Below are 19,762 nucleotides of genomic sequence, written 5' to 3'. Positions count from 1 at the left end.
GTTTTGATTATAATGCTTCGTATTATATAAGTACTCAATTGTATAATAAGAAAAAGGCCTAGATATAACTAGACCCTTCTCATAAATATTGCTGTTTTAAATTTTATATAAACTTTTTTATAATTCATAAACTTCATCAGCTACTTCATTTAAAAATTCTATGTCGTGTGAAACGATAAAAATTATTTTATCCATAGCTTTGTATTTTTTAATCAGTTCAGATATTTTTTCCATATTGGTATAATCCATACCGCTTGTTGGTTCATCGTAGTAAACAAAAGTTGAGTCTTTGCACATAACTGACGCTATTGCAAGTCTTTGTTTTTGTCCTCCCGATAAACTCATTGGATGTCTTTCAATAAATTCATCTAAGCCTAAATCTTTTAAAATGATTTTTGCCTTTTCTTCATCAAAATTCTTTACACCTAAACTAAGCTCTTTGAATACTTCATCTGTAAATAATTGATGATTTACATCTTGCATAACAAGTGAAGAGTTTTTAAGTCTTTCTTTTTTAGATAATTTCTCGCCTTTGAAATAAATTTCTTCTTTTGATTTTTTCTCAAGACCAATTAAGCATCTTAATAGCGTTGACTTTCCTTGTCCGTTGGATCCTATTATGCCATATATTTTACCAAGCTTGAACGAAATATCTTTTATGCTTAAACACTCACCATCAGTAAATTTATAGCTAAGATTTTTTATCTGATACTCTCCACCGCCTTGTAAATACGGAACTTCTAATTTACTTAATTCTTTATCTCTTAAGCTTAAAGCGTTCAATTCATTTTTATCTAGCTTTAAAAATTCACTTCTTGCATAAATTTTTTTAAGCTTGCCTTTATCTATCAAAAATACGCGATCAACTATGTCCATCAAATAATAAATTCTATGCTCTGCTACAATTATGCTTATGCCCTTATTTTTTAGTATTTTAAGCATCTTTGTCAAAACATTTATGCTTTTAATATCCAAATTTGATGAAGGTTCATCCATAACTATTATCTTTGTGCCTGCTATATAAGAAGCGGCAATGCATAGTATTTGCTTCTCGCCACCCGATAGATTAAATATATTTCTGTTCAAAAGATTTTTTATCGGGAATATTTCAAGCATTTCATTTAAACGCTTGTCCATCTCTTCTCTTGCAAGACCAATATTTTCTAAATAAAACAATAATTCTAATGTCGTATTTATATTAAAGAAATATGTCTTAGGATTTTGAAAAACAGTTGAGACAAGCATTGAGATTTGATAAAGCTCCAAATCTTTTATATTTTTACCATCAATAATTATTTCGCCCTTTGTCTTTGCGTTATCATACCTTACAGCTAGTCCATTGATTGAATTTATTAAAGATGACTTGCCACTTCCACTTTTTCCTGTAAATAGCACACACTCTCCCTCAGCTATGGATAGTGATATATCATCTATTATATGTTCTTTGCCATAATCAAGGCTTAAATTTTTTATTTCTACCATATTAAGCCTCCCACAATAAGTCCAGCAATTACTAAAACATAAACAAAATCAATTAGCTGTACCTTTACACGAGTATATCTAGTCTTGGCAATTGGATTTTCTATTGCCTTTGTTTCTGCTGCTTTTGAAATGTCATCTGCAATGTTTGAAGATATAATTAGTAGTGGCACTGAAACATATTCAAGATATCTGATTGGGTTTTTAAAATTTATACCTCTTACTCTCATAGCCATTTTGATGTTTTTCTTCTCCTCTTTAAAAGATGGGAAAAATCTAAACATAACCGCAATAGGTATGGATAGATTTTTTGAAATTTTAATCTTATCCATCGATGAAATTATTGTACCTACATCAGAAGTTTTAACCAAGAAGCTTGCTGCCATAAATGGCAATAAAAACATTCTAAAGACAATAGGTATGCTCAAAAACATTTTAAGTATAGGGTTTAATGTAGAAAAAATCATAAAATTAGGCAAGGAGTAAAGTATCCCACATAAAATTATCCATTTGAAAAATGTTTTTTTGTACCCATTCAAATAAAATAAAATGCCAATAAGACAAACAATCGCTAGCTCAAAACGGATATTTATGCTATGCACAACAGTTAAGCCTGTAAGAAATACGGCTAATATCTTACTTATGGGATTGGGATTAAAGGGAGCACTTGAAGAAAAAGTAGGCATTATACAATGCCTGCTTTTTCAAAGTGTTTTTTCAATAGAGCCTTGCCTATATATGCTCCAATAATTCCTCCTATAAAAGCACCTAAGGCTACTAAGGCCATGTGAGGATAAGTTATTAACTTTTCCAATGCATCAGCATATTCTTGTCCCATCATTCCCAAAGTCATTTCCAAATATTTTTCTTTTAATAAAAGCATCTGCATTAAAGAACTACATATCCATGTGCTAAATACTGCATAAGAAAGCATATTGTATTTAAATGAATTATAGTTACCAATCTTTCTAATTAACTCAGCTATTATCATTATTATTAATGAAAGCACTAGCAATACATAAGTGTGTCCCATAGCAAACATTAAAAGTGGTGCTATCATGCCAAAAATAAATAACGCCCATGGTTTTTGAACCTTAGTCATAAATAACATAACAACAGTTCCTGCAACTATAGCTAATACAGTCGGGTATATTAAAAACAATATTGGGATCATACCCATCATACCAACACCATACAATAAGACGAAATAAATTACGGCAAAAACACCGATGCTTACTAAATCTTTTACTTTTAATTTTTTGTTGTCCATTTTAGTCCTCCTAATAAATAAATTCTTCTGCTATTTTTGTTTTTTTCTTTATTTTATTTTTAATTTTTTACATTCATATTTGAAAGAGCCTTGGCTTGCATTGCTAAACCTACCATTATCATAGTAAAATCTACAACTGGTTCTGCCCACCAAACAGCCCCTGCTCCAAATATTCTTGGCAATATAAGTAAGGCTGGAACAAGTAGTATTAACTGTCTTAGCATTACAATCATTCCAGCTTTTTTTCCATCCCCAATCGCTTGAAAAAAAGTGATTGTCATAATCATAATTCCATAAAGAATAAATACTGAATAGAATATTCTGAAATTATTAACTCCGCTTGAAATTATATCCTGACTTACTTTAAATAAACCAAGTAACTGTTTTGAAAATACTTGTGCTGGTAACCAAAAAATTGCTGCAAGTACTGTTCCTCCTATAGAAAATATCTTCATAGTTTCCTTTACTCTATCGTATTGTTTTGCTCCAAAGTTTGTACCAATAATCGGCTGTAACCCCTGACTCATTCCCCAAATTGGTATAAATGAAAATCCATAAAATCTCAAAGTTGCCGACATTAATATTGCATTTGGATCTCCTCCATATCTAAAAGCTTGTCTATAAAGCAATGTTTGTTGAACCATGAAAAATACTTGCATGATCATAGCTGATACTCCTACTCCAAACATTTCCTTTGATATATCTTTTTCTTTTTTTATTTTCCCTATTTTTACATTTTCACTTTTACTCTTAAAATAATAAAGAGTAATAACAGCTTGAATTATTTGTGCTGTTACAGTTGCTATAGCTGCTCCCTCAATGGCATAATCGCCCATTGCTTTCATTAGTATTGGATCAAGAACTATATTGATAAAGGCACCGAGTCCCATGATACTCATTGCTCTTTTCATAAGCCCTTCACCACGCATAACCATATTGGCTGACTGGGTAAAGTTTACAAAAATTGAGCCTAGAAATATTATTCTTAAATATCTTATACCTAATGCCTTTATTTCTCCTGTTGCTCCAATTAAATCTAAAAAATATGGTCCTAGAAGCATTCCTCCTATTGTTATGATTGTTGAAAAAAATATAATCCAATAGATAAGATTTCCCATAAGCTTGTCTATAGTATTATTATCACCCTTTCCCATGGCTCTTGATAAAATTGATGCCGAACCTATCCCTATAAGCGTTGCAATCCCATTATTAAAAAAGGTAAGTGGCATAGCTATTGAGCAAGCCGCCATAGCATTCTCACCAATTATTTGTCCAGCAAATATTCCATCCATAAGTGGGTATAGGCCTATAACCACCATGCCAATTACTGCTGGTATAGATAATTGAAACATTAAAGACAATGGCTTCTTGGTCAATAACTGTTCTTTCATGTTTTGTTTCATTTTTAATTTCTTCAATATATAAACTCTTCTGCCATTTTTGTTTTTTCTATTAAATTCTTGTAAACTTTTGATTTTTGTAAAAGCTCTTCATGCTTGCCTTCACTTTCTAATTTTCCGTTTTCAAGAACTACAATCTTGTCTGCATTTTCTATGGATTTCATTCTGTGTGAAATGATAACAACTGTCTTATCTTTAATTAAATTATTTAAAGACTCTTGAATTTTTTTCTCATTGTCAACATCAAGGCTTGCTGCTATCTCGTCTAAGATCAATATCGGTGCATCTTTTAAGAAGGCTCTGGCTATTGATAACCTCTGTCTTTCCCCACCTGATAGTTCAGCACCGTTTTCACCAATAACTGTATCGAAACCCTTATCCATTTTTTCTATAAAATCTGTGCAATTTGCAAGTTTTGCTGCTCTTTTAACTTCTTCGTCACTTGCATCTTGCTTTCCGATCCTAATATTTTCCATAACGCTTTGATTAAATAGAACTACATCTTGGAAAACAATAGACACCTTATCAAAAAGGGATTCTGTTGATATTTCTTTTATATCTTTGCCATCGATTAAGATTTGTCCCTCGTCGTAATCATAAAGTCTTGATATAAGTTTCAATATAGTTGTTTTGCCACAGCCACTTGCTCCTACTAAAGCAGTTACCTCTCCCTGCTTAGCTTTAAAGCTTACACCATTTAAAACTTTTGTGTCTTTATTGTAGGCAAATTCAACATCTTTTAAATCAATGTCAAATTTTTTTAGTTCATAGTCATCGCCTTCTTGTAAATCTTGATTTTGAATTTCTTTTAATCTTTCAATTTTAGGCGATAAATAAAATATCTCCATCATTCCCTCTTTAGATGCATCAAGAGCGTCTTTTATCTTCATAGCTGCTAGTAAATATCCTATAAGGTAGAGAGGGCTTATCTCTTTATTGATAATTAAATTAACTCCTACAAGTATTACAACAGCAAGAGATATGAAGCTAAATATTGAAGATATAGACATAGTTAAAATTGTAATTATTTCCGATTTTAAGTGCACTTTTTCACTTTTATCCATTTTTTCATACAGCTTTTCTTTCATTTCCTCTGATAAGCCATAGGCTTTAATCTCCATTTGCATTTCGATATTTTCCTGAAAACTTTCTGAGTTTTTTCTTAGAATATCATAATATCTTTTATGTCCCTTAACCTGAATTTTTTTAGATAAAGGTATAAATATAAAGCTTAAAAGTGATGGAATAATTACAGCTAAACCCATCTTGACATTGCTCACTAGCATCATAATGGATATTAGTGGGAAGAAGAGTGCCATACCGCCCACTTTTGGTATCGAGTGGCTCATTGCATGCTCTATACCTTCAATATCAGACATGATTGTCTGTGCTAGGTCTGAAATATCGTGTTTAGAAAAGTATGATAGAGGTAGTTTTGATAAATTCTCTGCTGTCCTTATTCTTAAGTCCGCACTTTCTTGATATGTTGTTCTATATAATTTATCGTATTCGATAGAAAGCAAAATATACATTACTATCAAGGTAAAAACTGAGAATGCTATATAAAATCCCTTGCTTTTAACAATATTTTCCAAAACTTCCTGAGCAAAAATCATTAGTAATATCGCAGGAAGCATGTTTATACAATAAACGAAAAATGAAGCCAGTGTTGCTTTACTTAAATTTCTTGCTCCTTTATCTGTAAGAGCAAATCTTTTTTTATAAAACTCCTTCATTTGAAACCCTCCATTCATTCGCACTGTTAAAGAGTTCTTGCAGTCTCTTATACTTTGTATCACTTGACATTAATTCTTTGTCAGAACCTCTTTCTATAATTTTTCCACTATCCATTACAATAACTTCATCAAGGTCTTTAATTGTAGATAGTCTGTGTGCAATCATGATAACCGTTTTATCCTTCATCAGATTTTTGAAAGCTTTTTGCAATTCAAACTCGTTATCTGGGTCAATAGAAGCCGAAGCTTCATCCATAATAATAATTTTAGAATCCTTTAAAATTGCTCTAGCAATTGCAATTCTTTGTTTTTCTCCACCTGATAAATAAACTCCTTTTGAGCCTATGACTGTGTTTTCTCTTTCTGGGAATTTGTCTAGTATCAAATCGCATCCTGCTAATTTTAAGGCTCTCATAACGTCATCTTTGCCTGCATTTTTATTAGCTAAAGCGACGTTATCATAAATAGTTTTCTTGAATAATTTCGAATCTTGAAAAACAAAGGAAATAGCTTTAATTAAGGCTTCGTCAGAATATTCACTTATTGGAATCCCGCCTATCTTTATACTTCCTTCATTAACATTGTAAAAACCCGATATAAGTTTTGCTACTGTTGATTTGCCTGATCCAGATGAACCGACTAGTGCATAGGACTTTCCTTCTTCTAATTTAAAGGATAAATTTTCAATGACGGCTTTGTCGTTATAAGCAAAGCTTACCTTGTCAAATTCTATATTGTAGTTTTTAAAATTATTGACATTGCCATGCACTAATTTATCTTTTTGCATATCATTGTAAAGTGCCTCTAAAGTATCTACTGCATAATTGCCTTGAGTAATATACATAGCGTACCACATTATCCTCATAAATGAAACAAAGAGAACTCCTGATAAAAACAAAACCATGATAAGCTCAAGTAAAATCACCTTAGTGCTGCCTAAGCTAGTCATAAAATAAACTATAGGAATAATTAAAATTGCAATTAAACCAAAAAATAACCATTGATACAAAACATAAGGTTTTTTACAAGATAGTGAATAATCATAAGCATACTTTGAATAATCTTTTATCGCCTTGTAAAAGCTTTTAAATGACTCTACATTTGCTCTAAATATTTTTACTACTTGCATACCTCTAACGTATTCAACAGTCTCTGCACTTAGTTTAGATAGAGCTTCTTGGTATATCTTCATAAATTCTTGCTCGCCCATCATTGCCCCCAAAATTAAGCCATCGATTATGGTAAGAGCAAGCAAAGTTATGCCAACTCTTATACTTACTATAAAGCCGAGTGCAAGTACAAGTACGGGTGTAACTATTGCCTGAGAACTATCGGGAATCATGTGAGCTACAACCTGATGAGTTTGCGCGGCGTTGTCATCTATGATCTTTCTTATTTGACCAGATGGATTTAAGTCAAAGAACCTAAAACTTGCTTTCTCTAAGCCGTCTATCCCCCTTTTTCTTAAATTTGTTTCAAGCCTAAAACCTAGTATGTGAGAACATGTTCCTGAAACAGAATAAAATATTGCTCCACATGTTAGTGTGATAACAGATTTTAATGCTATGCTCTCTGCACCAGATAAATCTGAATTAATTATTAAATTATCCAGAAATTTGTAGATTAAATAAAATCCATATACCGTAAGTACAGCAGATATAGCAGAAAAGACTATAGCTAAAAAACCAAGATATTTTTTATCCTGCACATAAGCAAATAGTTTTTTGTAAATCTTCATAATATTATCTCCCTTCTTTGATATTCCTTTTAGATAAAATTTACTTTGCTAGCAAATATTATCCTTGCTTTTTTATTATACATCAGGTATAATTATTAATGCAATAGCCGCGGCTAACTAAGGCTATTAGGGATATTGTCTAAAAGGGATAGGTGTATTATGACTTATTATGATTTTGTAAAAGATTATATGAAGGTGGATGAATGCAAATACAATAAAAAGTATTCAAGTGCAGGACACACTTTTTGTTGGAATAAAGAGGACTCAACTTATGGAGAAGGCCTGTTTTGGTTTTATGAAGGAGACGGCTTCATTATTAATATACATGATTTTTATATCAAAGAAGAACTAATTCAAAATAGCACATATAGTATGGCAGATTATGTATCAATTTACTCAAGCTACATAGTCAGTGCAAACGGAGAAAAATTTAGTCCTTATCAAACTTTGACCGCAAACTCTTTATGCACTTTTGATTTTGATAATATAAGAGATGACTTTCTATTTTTATTGCACGAGAATTCATATTATCTTTCTGTTTCTATAGGCTTTAAAAGAGAACTTTTGGAAAACCACCTAGCATCTATTAACATAGATACAGAATCATTTTATTCATCTTTACTTCAACCGAATCAAATAATTCTTACAAAGGCCTTGGAAAAAGTTGCAATGGAAATATTGAATTGTAAAATGGCCGCACCCGCCGCTGATTTTTTCTTTAAAGCCAAAGCAAATGAATGGATAAGCATTGTAATAGATACCTACCTAAATAGAAAAAATTATAAAATTGAAATTGATGATGATAAAGCACTTGAAGATGTTGCAAGATTTTTAGAAGATCATTTCGCAACAAATGTAAATCAAGGTACGCTTGAAAAAATATCTAAAATGAGCGGGACTAAATTAAAAAATCTATTCAAAGAGAAATATGGTCAAAGCATTACAGAATTTACTCAAAGAAAAAGAATGAATGTAGCTGAAACACTTCTACTAAACACAGGACTACCTATAAAAGAGATAGCAGAGTCTGTTGGATACACATCTGCAAGCAAATTTTCTATTTATTACAAAAGATATAAGGGAAAACTTCCTAGTGAAGTACGAAATTCAGTTTGCAATCACCACGAGATAAAATGTGATCACTGCGAATAAAATAGCAAAGAAAAAGGTCTAGATATATCTAGACCTTTCTTAATGAGGATCATACATGAAAATAATCTCATGCACCCGACATGAAAAAGAGCTCCATACTAGGAGCTCAATATAAATTATTTAATTACTCTTCTAGCTGCGACAAATCTTGGCAAATAATAACCTGAGTCGATGTCTGAAATAACAACGCTCATAAGTTGTCCACTTGATGCATGAACCATCTTGCCATCGCCAATATAAATACCTGCATGTGATATACCAGAACCTGATGTGTTGAATAAAAGTATATCGCCAGGAAGCAAGTCTTCTCTTTCAACAGAAACTCCGCATGAAACAAGAGCTGCTGATGATCTTGGAACAGTTATATCTAAAACGTTCTTGTAGCAATAATAAACTAAACCAGAGCAGTCGAAGCTATCTGGTCCAGCTGATGCGAATACGTATGGCTTACCTATTTGCGATTTAGCAAAATCTATAAGTCCAGCGACATCGTTTCTGCCAGCGTATGCTGATCTGTCTACTTCTACTTTTTCTTCTTTCACTTCTGTTAATGATATATCGTTCTTATGAGCTTTAAATGAATTAGTTCCATCACTTAATGTAAATGTTTGTCCGTCATAAGCAATTACACTAACCTTATCGTTTCTCTTTAATGCAAGCGTTTTATCTCCTGACTTTAAAGTCTTATTAACCTTTGAATATGCTTGTGTTGAATTAGCTTCTTTGATATTTTCCAAATCTTTAATATCAATAAATCCAACACGTTTCTTAGAGTCTACAAATATGTATCCATCGTCACTTTTTTGTAATAACTCAACAGTGTCTCCTGGTAGTAGGTAGTCAAACGGAGCAAGTCCTTTAGACGCAACAATACCTGTAAATGACACTACTTTATACATCTTTGTATCTTTATGCGTAACTATCAAACAATCTTTAGAAAGCTTTATAGCTTTTCCGCTTTTACTAACTGTATATGAGTCATTATCTTCATTTATTATGTTAACAATTTCTTTATCGCTGAATTTTACATTATCTTTGCTAACGAAAGGTTTAACCATAACGCCATAGTCTTTAAATCCGATCAATGAGATTAGAAATAAAGAAACTAGTAAGACGCATGATCTGTGATTTGAGTTTTTCATTATATTACCTCCCTTAGGTACTAGATATTATATAATAAATATAAAAAAAAATCAAGGAAAATCTTAAATTTCCCTTGATTATCAAATAAATTTTTTAATTTTTTCTTAATTATCATACTTTAGTAGTACGTTATTTGTCTTCTTTCTTTACAATTTCTTTAGTATCGATTTCTTTTTTTATTCTAGCAATAAAGTCATCTAGTGATACTTTTCCTTGATCTCCTAAGTCTCTGTGTCTAATAGTAACTGTCTTTGTATTTACTTCTTCTTCACCTATTATTAACATATACTCAACTTTTTCAACTTGTGCTTCTCTAATCTTTTTACCAATCTTTTCATTTCTATCATCAAGAACAACTCTATATCCTTTTGATTTTAGTTCATCGTAAACAGATTTTGCATAGTCGTTGAACTTTTCAGATATAGATAATATCTTTACTTGTACTGGTGCAAGCCATAGTGGGAACTTACCGATAAATTGTTCGATAAGTATTCCTAAGAATCTTTCTAGTGAGCCAAATAAAGCTCTATGAAGCATAACTGGTCTCTTCTTTTCACCATTTTCATCAATGTATGTTAAATCGAAGTTGATTGGCATTTGGAAATCTAGCTGAATAGTTCCGCATTGCCATGTTCTGCCGATAGCATCTTCTAGGTGGAAGTCAATCTTTGGTCCGTAGAAAGCGCCGTCTCCTTCGTTTATAGTATATTTAATACCTCTCTTTTCAAGTGCTGACTTAAGTGCCGCTTCAGCTATATTCCAAGTTTCTATCTCGCCCATGAAATCATCAGGTCTTGTTGATAATTCAACTGAGTATTTGAAACCGAATGTGCTGTATAAATAGTCTGCTAGGTCTATCATCTTAAATACTTCGTCTTCAACTTGTGATGGCAAACAGTATACGTGAGCGTCGTCTTGAGTAAATGTTCTTACTCTGAATAATCCGTGTAATGTACCAGAAAGTTCATGTCTGTGTACTTGACCAAACTCAGAAAGTCTAATTGGAAGCTCTTTGTATGAGTGTTGGCTGTTTGCGTATACTATAGTTGAGCCTGGGCAGTTCATTGGTTTGATTGCATAATCTTTATCATCTATCTTAGTAAAATACATATTTTCTTTATAGTGATCCCAGTGACCGCTTCTGTGCCATAGGTCTTCATTTAAGATGATAGGTGTTAAAATTTCGCCATAACCATTTTTAGCTAAAACGTCTCTCCACCATGATAAAAGCTCGTTTCTAACGACCATTCCATTTGGATGGAAGAACGGGAAGCCCGGTCCTTCGTCATGCATGCTGAATAAATCCATCTCCTTGCCAATCTTTCTGTGGTCTCTAAGCTTTGCTTCTTCAAGTCTTGCTAAATGCTCATCAAGCATCTTCTTCTTAGGGAAGGATACAGCATAAATTCTTTGAAGCATTTCATTGTGCTCGTCTCCTCTCCAATAAGCGCCTGCAATTGAAAGTAGTTTAAATGCTTTAATCTTTGAGATGTCATAAAGGTGTGGTCCTTTGCATAGGTCAACAAAGTCACCTAATTTATAGAATGAAATATGAGCATCTTCTGGCAGGTCTTCGATTAATTCAACCTTATACTTTTCACCAAGTTTCTTGAAGTGTTCAATCGCTTCATTTCTAGGCATTTCATATCTTTCAAGAACGCCGCCTTCTTTGACTATGGCAGTCATTTCTTTTTCTATCTTTTCAAAATCTTCTGGAACAAATCTATGTTCTGTATCGAAGTCATAATAAAAACCATCGTCAATTGATGGGCCTATCGCGAATTTAACGTCCTTGTATAATCTTTGTATTGCATAAGCCATAAGATGGGCTGATGTATGCCAAAATATAGCCTTACCTTCTTTGTCTTCAAATTTAACAAATTTTACTTTACTATCTTCTTCTAGCGTTTCTTGTAAACCCATTGTTGTGCCATTAACAACGGCTCCTAATACATCTCTTAATAATACTTCTGATATGTCTTTGCACACATCATAAAGTTTGACTCCTTTTTCATACTCTCTACTTGAGCCATCAGGTAGTGTTACAATAATTTTTGACATTTTTACCTCCTATAATATTAATGGTGAAATAAAAAAAGCCCACCATCCCTCAAGGGACGATGAGACCGTGGTTCCACCCTAATTACTTCTTTTCTAGAGCTATAACGTGCTCAACTCCGTGATTCCTTTCGGATCCGATTCAAGGTTAGTCTTCATATAAGTGCTTATAGGAAAATCACAGCCAGCATTCCCTCTCTTGATAAGCTTAAGTATACTACTCTTCCTCTCATTATCTTTAAATATTAATTTATTATATAGTATCACAAAGACTTTGCTTTGTCAAGAATTTTTTGGCGCATCTAAAAGGAGTCGAACCTTTGACCTGCCGATCCGGAGTCGGCTGCTCTATCCACTGAGCTATAGATGCGAATAGTTTTTAATCATTTATACTTATGACTATGAGATGATTATTCAATGGATTTATAAAGATATAAATTTATGTATAAAAAAAAGAAGTGCGAACACTTCTTTTGGTGCGGGAAAGAGGACTTGAACCCCCACGTCGTTGACACTAGATCCTAAGTCTAGCGCGTCTGCCAATTCCGCCACTCCCGCATGTTGGTGATCCATCCGCGACTCGAACGCGGGACACCCTGATTAAAAGTCAGGTGCTCTGGCCGGCTGAGCTAATGGACCAAATTTTAAAAAAATTATGGGGTGGATAATGAGATTCGAACTCATGACCTCCAGAGCCACAATCTGGCGCCCTAACCAACTAGGCTATACCCACCATATCTCTGGAATTAAGATCACTTACTATGTTCAGCCAAACTAGTCAGTTCTCTTAACAAGTACTTTGCTATTATAACAAATAAAAGAGAGCTTGTCAAGACCTTTTTTAAAAAATCTTTACATTTTATTAATTTCTTTTATCTATCATTTAGTAAGTGCCTAATCTCATCAAGCACTCGTTTATTATACAACTATTATCCATCTTTGTCAATAGTTTTTTTAAATTTTTTTAATTTTTTTGTTTTTTTAAGCGTCCAAGGTTCTTTTGATTATATAAGAATAGTATTACAGCTGACATTAAAATTAAAACTATGCCTATATATTCTATCGGTTCAATCTTGTCTCTAAAGATTATAAAGCCAAGTATCGCTGAGAATATAACTGATGTGTAGTTATATATACTTACCTCGCCTGCTGGTGCATATAGATATGCAATTGTTAATAAATATTGACCTAAGCCTCCAAACACGCCTATAAGGACTAACCATAACCAATCAATTGGAAGTGGGTTCTTATATGTTAGTACTAAAGGTACAATTAAGCAAGCACATGTAACTGCGCCAAAAGCAAGCATAATTCTATATGGGTTCTCAGTTTTTCCAAGCGAGCCTATTATAGTATATGCTCCTGCTGCGAAAACTGCTGAGAATATGCCTGATAGTGCTGGAATTAGATTGTAATTACCCGATGGATTTGTTACTAAGTAGGCTCCAATAAAAGCAACGACTAACGACATGATATGAAATCTTGTTAATTTTTCATTTAAGAATATCGCCGCGAATATCATTACAAAGAAAGGTGAACTCTTTTGTAAAATAGCTGCATTTGCTGTTGGCAAATTCTTTGTCGCATAAAAATACATAACTGCACCGAATAAACCTAAAAAGCCTCTAAAAAATAGAGCAACTCTATGTTCTTTTACAGGAACTAGACTTTCTCCATGTTTTTTAAGCATTACAATGCTAAATATTGATAATAAGAAATTTCTAAAAACAACTTGTAAAAATATGCTTACACCTTCTGATGTAAGTTTAACAGCTATCTGCATTAGTGAAAATGCTAATGCAGAAGCTATCATACATAATATACCCTTGGTTTTATCTTTCATTATTTAAATACAACCTCCATTATTTCTTTATCTAAGTCTAAGCTTCCATCTTCTTTAAGCTTCAAGCTAAAGTCCTTAGTCTTATCGCCATTCTTAACAGTAAATACGAACTTATCAAGATCGCTGTCTGATATAGCTAGCTTTAGTCCAAATTTTTTACCTAAAGTAAATGATTCACCATCTCCCTCAGAGTCACTTGACTTAATCACAAGATCAGTCTTGTCATCCTTTGGTATGATTAGATATTCTTTAGCATCGTCATTCTCGCTAAGACGTAATTCTTTTACATTGTATGCGGCAAATAAATCTTCCTTGTCATTGTTATAAGTAACGTTTGCTATAGCAAGGACTTCATCATCTTTAAATTCGTCAAAATACTTGATATTTACCTTGTCCTTCATATCTCCAGCTTCTTTTTTGTCATCTTTTTCTTCAGCCTTATCATCAGCTTTATCTTTTTCCTCTGTTTTTTCTTCACTAGCAGTTTCAGTCTTCTTCTCTGCTTGTTTAGTGCTAGGTGCTGAGCAAGCAACGCTTAGTAATGATATTGCTAATAGTAATGAAATTAATATTTTTTTCATAATAACCTCCAAAAAATAATCTCTAATAAATATTATACACTTGATAAATATAATTGTCAACACGATAAAAATCTATAAATAATATAGAAAACTGCTGGCACATGGCTCAGCAGTTACAATTATATCTCAATTAATCTAAGAACTGTGACTAAAACTTCCTGTCTTGTCATATTCTTTTTTGGGTTAAATCTTTGCTTTGTGTCGCCAAGAAGCATACCCTTTTTAATAACGCTATCAATTGCGCTAAGAGCCCATTTGCTCGCATCATCGTATTTAAGTTTATTCTCAAACTTGTCTTCCACCTTGATTATGCTAGAGAGTTTATCCAAGATTACAGCTACTTCTTCTCTTGTAATTTTTCTATCTGGTCCAAAAGTTTTATCCTTATTATAAGTTAATAAATTTAATTTATATGCTTTCTTCACGGCAATGGATTTTGTGTCATTGACTTCTTCTTTTTCAAAATCCTTAATTGTCTTTTTGTACTCAAGCGCCTTGATTAGTGATTCAATAAATTCAAGTCTAGTAGCACTCGCCATCATATCCTCTCTCATCGATTCAGTCACCAAGCCAAGTGTATCTGCTTTATGAATAAAATCAGCCGCCCACGAATCATAATTTTTCGCATTTAAAATATAGTTAAAAATAATAACGTTTGAAAAATCACCTTTTTTAGCATTTATTATAGGTCTTATCCTAATTTCAAGGCTCTTAGAAAATTTTATTTCCTCTTTAAAACTGTGTACATATTTGCGAGTTTTTTCTTTATATTCAAGTGTGATGAGATTGTCAAAATCTTCGCTAAGCCATTTGTGATTATCTATTTTGTAGTCAAGCTCCAAATTTTGATAAGCTTCATTAGTATCGATTTCAATCTCGATTTTATTATTTTCAAATTTAGCTGATTTAATATTTATAGTTTTGATAGCTTCCTGGGCCATGAGCCTAGGTGAAGCAAGGCTTATTAGCATAGCTATTACAATTAAAATTATCGTCTTTTTCATTAGAATATTGCTATCGGGTTTTTTGCTATATACATTCTTAAGAAATAAATTAATAATAAATGAACTGGGTAGAATGCATAGAAGAAATATTTAAAACCCTTTCCCCTTTCTCCATTATATAAATACATTAGTACGAAGGCTGTCATTTGATAATAAAAACCATAGAAAAAGCGTGTTGACATACCAACCATTAAGTTTTGGAATTTATTGAATCTCACAAAATACATTAAGATTATTAAAATTACGCCAAATATATCATAGTCAGTTCTTAAAAATTTGGCTGCAAATATACAAAGTAATACGCCAGCTATTCTTATAAATGGCTGATTTGCAAATTTTTCTATGATGATAAGTGCTGCTAAGCCTAAAAATAATGTAAAGAATACGTTTTGATAGTTTGGATCAAAAATTGTGTTTGAACTTACTAGGTCAAATGGCACTTCTGAAATAAAAGCGAATATAAATAATCTTAGTGCATATTTCATTCTATTTCTTGTATGCATAAAGCCTTGGACTATGAAGAAACAGAAGAGTGGAAAGGCAATCCTGCCAATAACTATCCTGCCAAAGAAGTGAATTTTATCCATCATCTCGCCTGTTACGTATGATCCGCCAATGGTGATGTTTGCAGCACTGATTATATTTTGATACAAGCCCACTTCAAAAATTCCGTATACTAAATGGTCAACAAGCATTGACAGTATCGCTATAAACTTAAGCTGTGTTTGATTTAATCCCCAAATTTTTTTATTTTCAAATAATTTTGTTTGTGCTTCCATTTTAATCTCCGTAATTTAGTTTATTAATGATAGGAAAGCCGTCTATAACTTCAATCTCGCATATTCTAGCGTTTTCTATCTTAAAATTGTAATAAGCTTCTTTCTTGCCGATAACTATGGATAATATAGTCTTGATAAAGCCCTCGTGCGATATAACAACTATGTCCTCATCAAGCTTTGACTTCTCTTCGTAAAATTCTTCTGCGCGCTTCCTTAGATCAGTAAATGATTCTCCGCCAGGAAATTTAAATGTATATGGCTCTTCAAAACGCTTCTTTGTCTCTTCTGGATATAATTTTTCAAGCTCATCAAATGAATGTCCTTGAAAATCGCCTAAATCTATCTCCCTAACTCGCTCATCAATTTCGTATGCGTTAACGCCAAGTAAATCAGCTGTCTCTTGAGCTCTAAATAAATTTGATACTATAACTTTTTTATCGCTAATATCTTTGTACTCATCTCTTAATGTCTTTACCTGAGCCTTTCCATTAGCCGATAATTTAGTATCGACGCGTGATGTGATCTTTTTTAAATTGTCTTCTGATTCGCCATGTCTTATTAAATAAAATTTCATATTACCCCCTATATGATGAATAAATTCACTGTTTCCGATAATTCTATGGCTGCGCCAATAATATCTCCTGTCGCGCCATCTATTTTCTTAAGTGAAATTATATATAATATTATAAAAATTATTGCTTCAATAATTAAATACATTAAAACTTTGTAATCAAATAAAATGCTCGCTACTATAATTACAAAATTCATAAAATTTATTAGAAAAATATTTTTGCTATCTTTAAATGTCTTGAATAAAGTGCTGCTATCAGCGCTTTTAAAGTAGATAAAAGCATTCATTGCAAGTGTTTTTGAGTAAATAAATATAAATATGTAGTCCCACTTAAAGCCTTGCACAGCTAGCTCTCTAAAAGCAAAAAATTTCGCAGCAAGCACTATGACTATGCTTATTACGCCAAAAGTACCGACTGTAGAATCCTTCATTATGGCCTTCATTCTGTCCTTGCTTCTATTTGATAAAAAGGCATCGGCTGTATCGGATAGTCCATCCATGTGCAGCGCGCCTGTTATAGCCAGATAAAAAATTATATTTAGTAATGCAAGTAAATCCATGGATATTTTGTCACGCAAAAATATTGTCGGAACAAATGTGAATAAAGCTATAATTAAGCCCACAAAAGGAAAGAAACATAGCATTGCTCCTATGTTTTTCTTATTAAAATCAATTCCTATATTTATTGGCACTCTAGTTAAGAATTGCAAGGCTAGTATTAGTCCCTTCACTTTATCTTCACTCCTATGGACGCGATAACGTAATAAACCTCGTCCGCATTTTTAGCGATGTATTGATTGATTTTTCCATGCATGTCTCTAAATAGTCTCGATAATTTTGCTTCTGGCACAAGTCCTGCACCAAGCTCTGATGAAACGATAATTAAATCAGCATCCATTTCTTTTATATTTTTAAATAAAACTTCAAATTCATCTATCACAAGTTTCTCTACTAAAGATGCGTCTTCATCAGTAATGTCCCTATCTTTAATATGATCAAAAAGTATGTTTGTTAGCATATTTGTCACATCGTCAAGGAAATAGTACTTAGTCTTCATATCGATGGACGCAAAATTATCATAAGCTTCTATGGTAGTCCACTTAGTATTGCGCCTTTCTTTATGAAGTGCAATTCTATTTGCAAATTCTTTATCGATGCCTTTGGCTGTGGCTATGTATGTCACGTCATCGACACCCTTATAAATATCTTCAGCAAATTCACTCTTGCCGCTTCGTGCTCCGCCTAAAACAAGCTTAATCATTGTCTTTATTCATTGCTTTTTCAAGATTTGCGATATATTCTTCTGCCTTTTTTTGATTGTACTCTCTAAACTTTTTTATTATATAATCATAACCCTTTGGTCTATGAGGTAATAAACAGTCAGAGCAGTCTTTAATACCAGCTGCCATCTTGTAATTGCCGCCACACTCTTCCATTAGATATAAAGGACAGTAACAGAACAAGCAGTTAAAATCCTCAGTGTTATCAACTTTATGGCAAGGCATGTAAGCACATTTCTTGTTATTAAAAAATCTATATGAATCTTCCATAATTAGCCTCCACGTAATTAATTAATTCATCTATGCTATGTATAGCATTTTCTTCTTCTCTTGTAATTATAACACAAATAATATTTGTTTGTAAACAAGCATCAAGTTTAGCGTCAGTTCCGCCTATCTTGCCACTTTCTTTGCTCACTAAATATTTTATATCGTACCTATTTATCAAAGCGACATTTTCTTCAAGTGTGAATGGACCCATCTGAGCAATGATGTTTTTCATTTCGATATGATTGTCGTCGCAAACCTTTATGCTCTCAGCACTCGGCAAGACTCTATAGATAAATCTATTCTTGCCCTTCACTTTTTCAAAATCTTTTATCCTGTTCGAACCAGTCGTGAATAAAAAATTTTCTTCCTTATCTTTTAACGTGTCAATATATTTAAAAGCCGCCTCATAAGATGGCACTCTCACTATATTATCTTTTTCTTCGTAGTCCAAAACGCTTCTCGCATAACGAAGGTAGCTTATATTCATCTCTTTTGAAGCTTCACTCGCATTTTTAGTCACTTCAACAGCAAATGGATGTGACGCATCTATAATCATGTCGATATTGTTTTTCGAAATAAAATCTTTAAAGCCGTCCTTATTCATTCTGCCCATGATTAAATCCTTAGACGCATAAAGTTTTTTTCCGCTCTCTGTCGCTACCGACAGATATAATTCGTACTTGTCCTTAAGTCTTTCGTATATCTCTTCGCCTTCGCTTGTGCCACCTATGATCAGTATCATAGCTTGTATCCTCTAGGCGTAATGAACTTGCCATTCTTAATATAGCTTTGGCTATTGCCAATGATGACAGTCGTGTTCATCTCGCAAAAATCATAATCAACGTCATCAAGTGTACTTATCTTATAGTCCATGCCTTCTCTTAGAGCGTTTTTAACCATGGCAATAGGTGTCGATGCACTTCTATATTCTCTAATTATATCAAGCGCTTCTTTTAAGTTATCTACTCTCTTTTTGCTCTTTGGATTATATAGAGCGATAACCATGTCAGCATCAGCGCAGTTCCTTACCCTCTTTAGAATAAGATCCCAATCAGTAAGTAGGTCTGATAAGCTGATTAAAGCTGTGTCATGCATTAAAGGCGCGCCAACAACGCTCGCTGACGAGAACGCAGCGCTCACGCCAGGAACTACCTCGATATTTATACTTGAATCTATTTCATAAACAAGACCAGCCATGCCATATAGACCTGAGTCGCCTGTTGAAATAATGGCAACAGTCTTGCCTTTATTGTACTCATCGATAGCAAGCTGACATCTTTCTTTTTCGCCAGTCATGCCAGTTTTGATAATTTCTTTGCCAGCTATAAAGTCCTCTACATAATCAAGGTACTTTGTGTATGCGACTATTGTATCCGCTTCTTTAATCGCGTCCACTGCCTTAAAAGTCATATTTTCTTTTGAACCGGGTCCTATGCCCACAACATATAATTTATTCAT

19 protein-coding genes and 4 tRNA genes are annotated in these 19,762 nt (G+C 32.9%); 1 reads left to right on the top strand and 22 read right to left on the bottom strand.

Annotation, left to right across the window (positions count from 1 at the left end; translation table 11 throughout):
• Window positions 1-117: 117 nt before the first annotated feature.
• Genes M1R53_RS02905 through M1R53_RS02880 form a run of 6 tightly spaced genes read right to left on the bottom strand, consistent with a single transcriptional unit; the run spans window position 118 to window position 7,623 of the window.
• A complete protein-coding gene (locus tag M1R53_RS02905; protein WP_249243013.1) occupies window positions 118-1,482 on the bottom strand; it encodes an ABC transporter ATP-binding protein in 1,365 nt (454 codons plus the stop codon).
• Window positions 1,476-2,165: an energy-coupling factor transporter transmembrane component T family protein gene (locus tag M1R53_RS02900; RefSeq protein WP_249243012.1), complete on the bottom strand. Its 690-nt coding sequence runs from the start codon at window positions 2,163-2,165 to the stop codon at window positions 1,476-1,478. Before M1R53_RS02900 ends, M1R53_RS02905 begins: the two co-directional genes overlap by 7 nt.
• Window positions 2,165-2,749, bottom strand: a complete 585-nt coding sequence (locus M1R53_RS02895) for an MptD family putative ECF transporter S component (RefSeq protein WP_249243011.1) — start codon at window positions 2,747-2,749, stop codon at window positions 2,165-2,167. Before M1R53_RS02895 ends, M1R53_RS02900 begins: the two co-directional genes overlap by 1 nt.
• A 59-nt stretch (window positions 2,750-2,808) precedes the next feature.
• Complete coding sequence (locus M1R53_RS02890) at window positions 2,809-4,167, bottom strand: MATE family efflux transporter (RefSeq protein WP_428979550.1); 1,359 nt, start codon at window positions 4,165-4,167, stop codon at window positions 2,809-2,811.
• A complete protein-coding gene (locus M1R53_RS02885; protein WP_249243010.1) occupies window positions 4,164-5,885 on the bottom strand; it encodes an ABC transporter ATP-binding protein in 1,722 nt (573 codons plus the stop codon). Before M1R53_RS02885 ends, M1R53_RS02890 begins: the two co-directional genes overlap by 4 nt.
• Window positions 5,869-7,623, bottom strand: coding sequence for an ABC transporter ATP-binding protein (locus tag M1R53_RS02880; protein WP_249243009.1), 1,755 nt, complete (start codon window positions 7,621-7,623; stop codon window positions 5,869-5,871). The genes M1R53_RS02885 and M1R53_RS02880 overlap by 17 nt, the downstream gene beginning before the upstream one ends.
• Window positions 7,624-7,782: 159 nt before the next feature.
• Here M1R53_RS02880 and M1R53_RS02875 point away from each other — a divergent pair, with 159 nt between their 5' ends.
• Window positions 7,783-8,775 carry a helix-turn-helix domain-containing protein gene (locus M1R53_RS02875; protein WP_249243008.1) on the top strand — a complete coding sequence of 331 codons (993 nt, stop codon included), beginning with the start codon at window positions 7,783-7,785 and terminating at the stop codon, window positions 8,773-8,775.
• Window positions 8,776-8,891: 116 nt separating this feature from the next.
• Here the strand turns inward: M1R53_RS02875 and M1R53_RS02870 are convergent, their stop codons facing one another.
• The 16 genes from M1R53_RS02870 to cobJ all read right to left on the bottom strand — a co-directional run bounded on the left by M1R53_RS02870 (window position 8,892) and on the right by cobJ (window position 19,762).
• Window positions 8,892-9,917: a C40 family peptidase gene (locus M1R53_RS02870; RefSeq protein WP_249243007.1), complete on the bottom strand. Its 1,026-nt coding sequence runs from the start codon at window positions 9,915-9,917 to the stop codon at window positions 8,892-8,894.
• 130 nt (window positions 9,918-10,047) lie between these two features.
• Window positions 10,048-11,979, bottom strand: a complete 1,932-nt coding sequence (gene thrS / locus M1R53_RS02865; protein WP_249243006.1) for a threonine--tRNA ligase — start codon at window positions 11,977-11,979, stop codon at window positions 10,048-10,050.
• A 291-nt stretch (window positions 11,980-12,270) separates the two neighbouring features.
• A tRNA-Arg gene (locus tag M1R53_RS02860) sits at window positions 12,271-12,346 on the bottom strand.
• 104 nt (window positions 12,347-12,450) lie between these two features.
• Window positions 12,451-12,534, bottom strand: a tRNA-Leu gene (locus M1R53_RS02855).
• A 4-nt stretch (window positions 12,535-12,538) separates the two neighbouring features.
• Window positions 12,539-12,615 (bottom strand) — tRNA-Lys (locus M1R53_RS02850).
• Window positions 12,616-12,632: 17 nt separating this feature from the next.
• Window positions 12,633-12,709 (bottom strand) — tRNA-His (locus M1R53_RS02845).
• Window positions 12,710-12,940: 231 nt separating this feature from the next.
• Window positions 12,941-13,819, bottom strand: coding sequence for a DMT family transporter (locus M1R53_RS02840; protein WP_249243005.1), 879 nt, complete (start codon window positions 13,817-13,819; stop codon window positions 12,941-12,943).
• Complete coding sequence (locus M1R53_RS02835) at window positions 13,819-14,400, bottom strand: hypothetical protein (RefSeq protein WP_249243004.1); 582 nt, start codon at window positions 14,398-14,400, stop codon at window positions 13,819-13,821. Before M1R53_RS02835 ends, M1R53_RS02840 begins: the two co-directional genes overlap by 1 nt.
• A 119-nt stretch (window positions 14,401-14,519) precedes the next feature.
• Window positions 14,520-15,404, bottom strand: coding sequence for an S-layer homology domain-containing protein (locus tag M1R53_RS02830; RefSeq protein WP_249243003.1), 885 nt, complete (start codon window positions 15,402-15,404; stop codon window positions 14,520-14,522).
• Window positions 15,404-16,183 carry a TraX family protein gene (locus tag M1R53_RS02825; protein ID WP_070598615.1) on the bottom strand — a complete coding sequence of 260 codons (780 nt, stop codon included), beginning with the start codon at window positions 16,181-16,183 and terminating at the stop codon, window positions 15,404-15,406. The genes M1R53_RS02830 and M1R53_RS02825 overlap by 1 nt, the downstream gene beginning before the upstream one ends.
• 1 nt (window position 16,184) lies before the next feature.
• A complete protein-coding gene (locus M1R53_RS02820; protein WP_249243002.1) occupies window positions 16,185-16,757 on the bottom strand; it encodes a histidine phosphatase family protein in 573 nt (190 codons plus the stop codon).
• Between the two features lie 8 nt (window positions 16,758-16,765).
• Complete coding sequence (cobS, locus tag M1R53_RS02815; RefSeq protein WP_249243001.1) at window positions 16,766-17,485, bottom strand: adenosylcobinamide-GDP ribazoletransferase; 720 nt, start codon at window positions 17,483-17,485, stop codon at window positions 16,766-16,768.
• Window positions 17,482-18,015 carry a bifunctional adenosylcobinamide kinase/adenosylcobinamide-phosphate guanylyltransferase gene (gene cobU, locus M1R53_RS02810; RefSeq protein WP_249243000.1) on the bottom strand — a complete coding sequence of 178 codons (534 nt, stop codon included), beginning with the start codon at window positions 18,013-18,015 and terminating at the stop codon, window positions 17,482-17,484. Before cobU ends, cobS begins: the two co-directional genes overlap by 4 nt.
• Entirely contained in the window at window positions 18,008-18,304 is a 297-nt protein-coding gene (locus M1R53_RS02805; RefSeq protein ID WP_249242999.1) for a cysteine-rich small domain-containing protein, read from the bottom strand. The genes cobU and M1R53_RS02805 overlap by 8 nt, the downstream gene beginning before the upstream one ends.
• Complete coding sequence (cobK, locus tag M1R53_RS02800) at window positions 18,288-19,046, bottom strand: precorrin-6A reductase (protein WP_249242998.1); 759 nt, start codon at window positions 19,044-19,046, stop codon at window positions 18,288-18,290. The genes M1R53_RS02805 and cobK overlap by 17 nt, the downstream gene beginning before the upstream one ends.
• Window positions 19,043-19,762 (bottom strand): precorrin-3B C(17)-methyltransferase, encoded by a 720-nt coding sequence (gene cobJ / locus M1R53_RS02795; RefSeq protein WP_249242997.1) that lies wholly within the window; start codon window positions 19,760-19,762, stop codon window positions 19,043-19,045. The genes cobK and cobJ overlap by 4 nt, the downstream gene beginning before the upstream one ends.

This window comes from Fenollaria massiliensis (assembly GCF_023347705.1).
In the GTDB taxonomy this organism is placed as follows: Bacteria; Bacillota; Clostridia; order Tissierellales; family Peptoniphilaceae; genus Fenollaria; species Fenollaria massiliensis.
The sequence above is the reverse complement of the archived record's forward strand: the minus strand, read 5'-3'. Positions and strand labels throughout refer to the sequence as shown.

What these genes read in the sequence shown, in the direction of transcription:
- M1R53_RS02870 (WP_249243007.1), bottom strand. Translation starts at nt 9,917, where the DNA reads ATGAAAAACTCAAATCACAGATCATGCGTCTTACTAGTTTCTTTATTT.
- M1R53_RS02885 (WP_249243010.1), bottom strand. Translation starts at nt 5,885, where the DNA reads ATGAAGGAGTTTTATAAAAAAAGATTTGCTCTTACAGATAAAGGAGCA.
- M1R53_RS02825 (WP_070598615.1), bottom strand. Translation starts at nt 16,183, where the DNA reads ATGGAAGCACAAACAAAATTATTTGAAAATAAAAAAATTTGGGGATTA.
- M1R53_RS02840 (WP_249243005.1), bottom strand. Translation starts at nt 13,819, where the DNA reads ATGAAAGATAAAACCAAGGGTATATTATGTATGATAGCTTCTGCATTA.
- cobK (WP_249242998.1), bottom strand. Translation starts at nt 19,046, where the DNA reads ATGATACTGATCATAGGTGGCACAAGCGAAGGCGAAGAGATATACGAA.
- M1R53_RS02820 (WP_249243002.1), bottom strand. Translation starts at nt 16,757, where the DNA reads ATGAAATTTTATTTAATAAGACATGGCGAATCAGAAGACAATTTAAAA.
- M1R53_RS02900 (WP_249243012.1), bottom strand. Translation starts at nt 2,165, where the DNA reads ATGCCTACTTTTTCTTCAAGTGCTCCCTTTAATCCCAATCCCATAAGT.
- M1R53_RS02895 (WP_249243011.1), bottom strand. Translation starts at nt 2,749, where the DNA reads ATGGACAACAAAAAATTAAAAGTAAAAGATTTAGTAAGCATCGGTGTT.
- M1R53_RS02875 (WP_249243008.1), top strand. Translation starts at nt 7,783, where the DNA reads ATGACTTATTATGATTTTGTAAAAGATTATATGAAGGTGGATGAATGC.
- M1R53_RS02830 (WP_249243003.1), bottom strand. Translation starts at nt 15,404, where the DNA reads ATGAAAAAGACGATAATTTTAATTGTAATAGCTATGCTAATAAGCCTT.
- M1R53_RS02835 (WP_249243004.1), bottom strand. Translation starts at nt 14,400, where the DNA reads ATGAAAAAAATATTAATTTCATTACTATTAGCAATATCATTACTAAGC.
- cobJ (WP_249242997.1), bottom strand. Translation starts at nt 19,762, where the DNA reads ATGAATAAATTATATGTTGTGGGCATAGGACCCGGTTCAAAAGAAAAT.
- M1R53_RS02905 (WP_249243013.1), bottom strand. Translation starts at nt 1,482, where the DNA reads ATGGTAGAAATAAAAAATTTAAGCCTTGATTATGGCAAAGAACATATA.
- M1R53_RS02805 (WP_249242999.1), bottom strand. Translation starts at nt 18,304, where the DNA reads ATGGAAGATTCATATAGATTTTTTAATAACAAGAAATGTGCTTACATG.
- M1R53_RS02880 (WP_249243009.1), bottom strand. Translation starts at nt 7,623, where the DNA reads ATGAAGATTTACAAAAAACTATTTGCTTATGTGCAGGATAAAAAATAT.
- thrS (WP_249243006.1), bottom strand. Translation starts at nt 11,979, where the DNA reads ATGTCAAAAATTATTGTAACACTACCTGATGGCTCAAGTAGAGAGTAT.
- cobU (WP_249243000.1), bottom strand. Translation starts at nt 18,015, where the DNA reads ATGATTAAGCTTGTTTTAGGCGGAGCACGAAGCGGCAAGAGTGAATTT.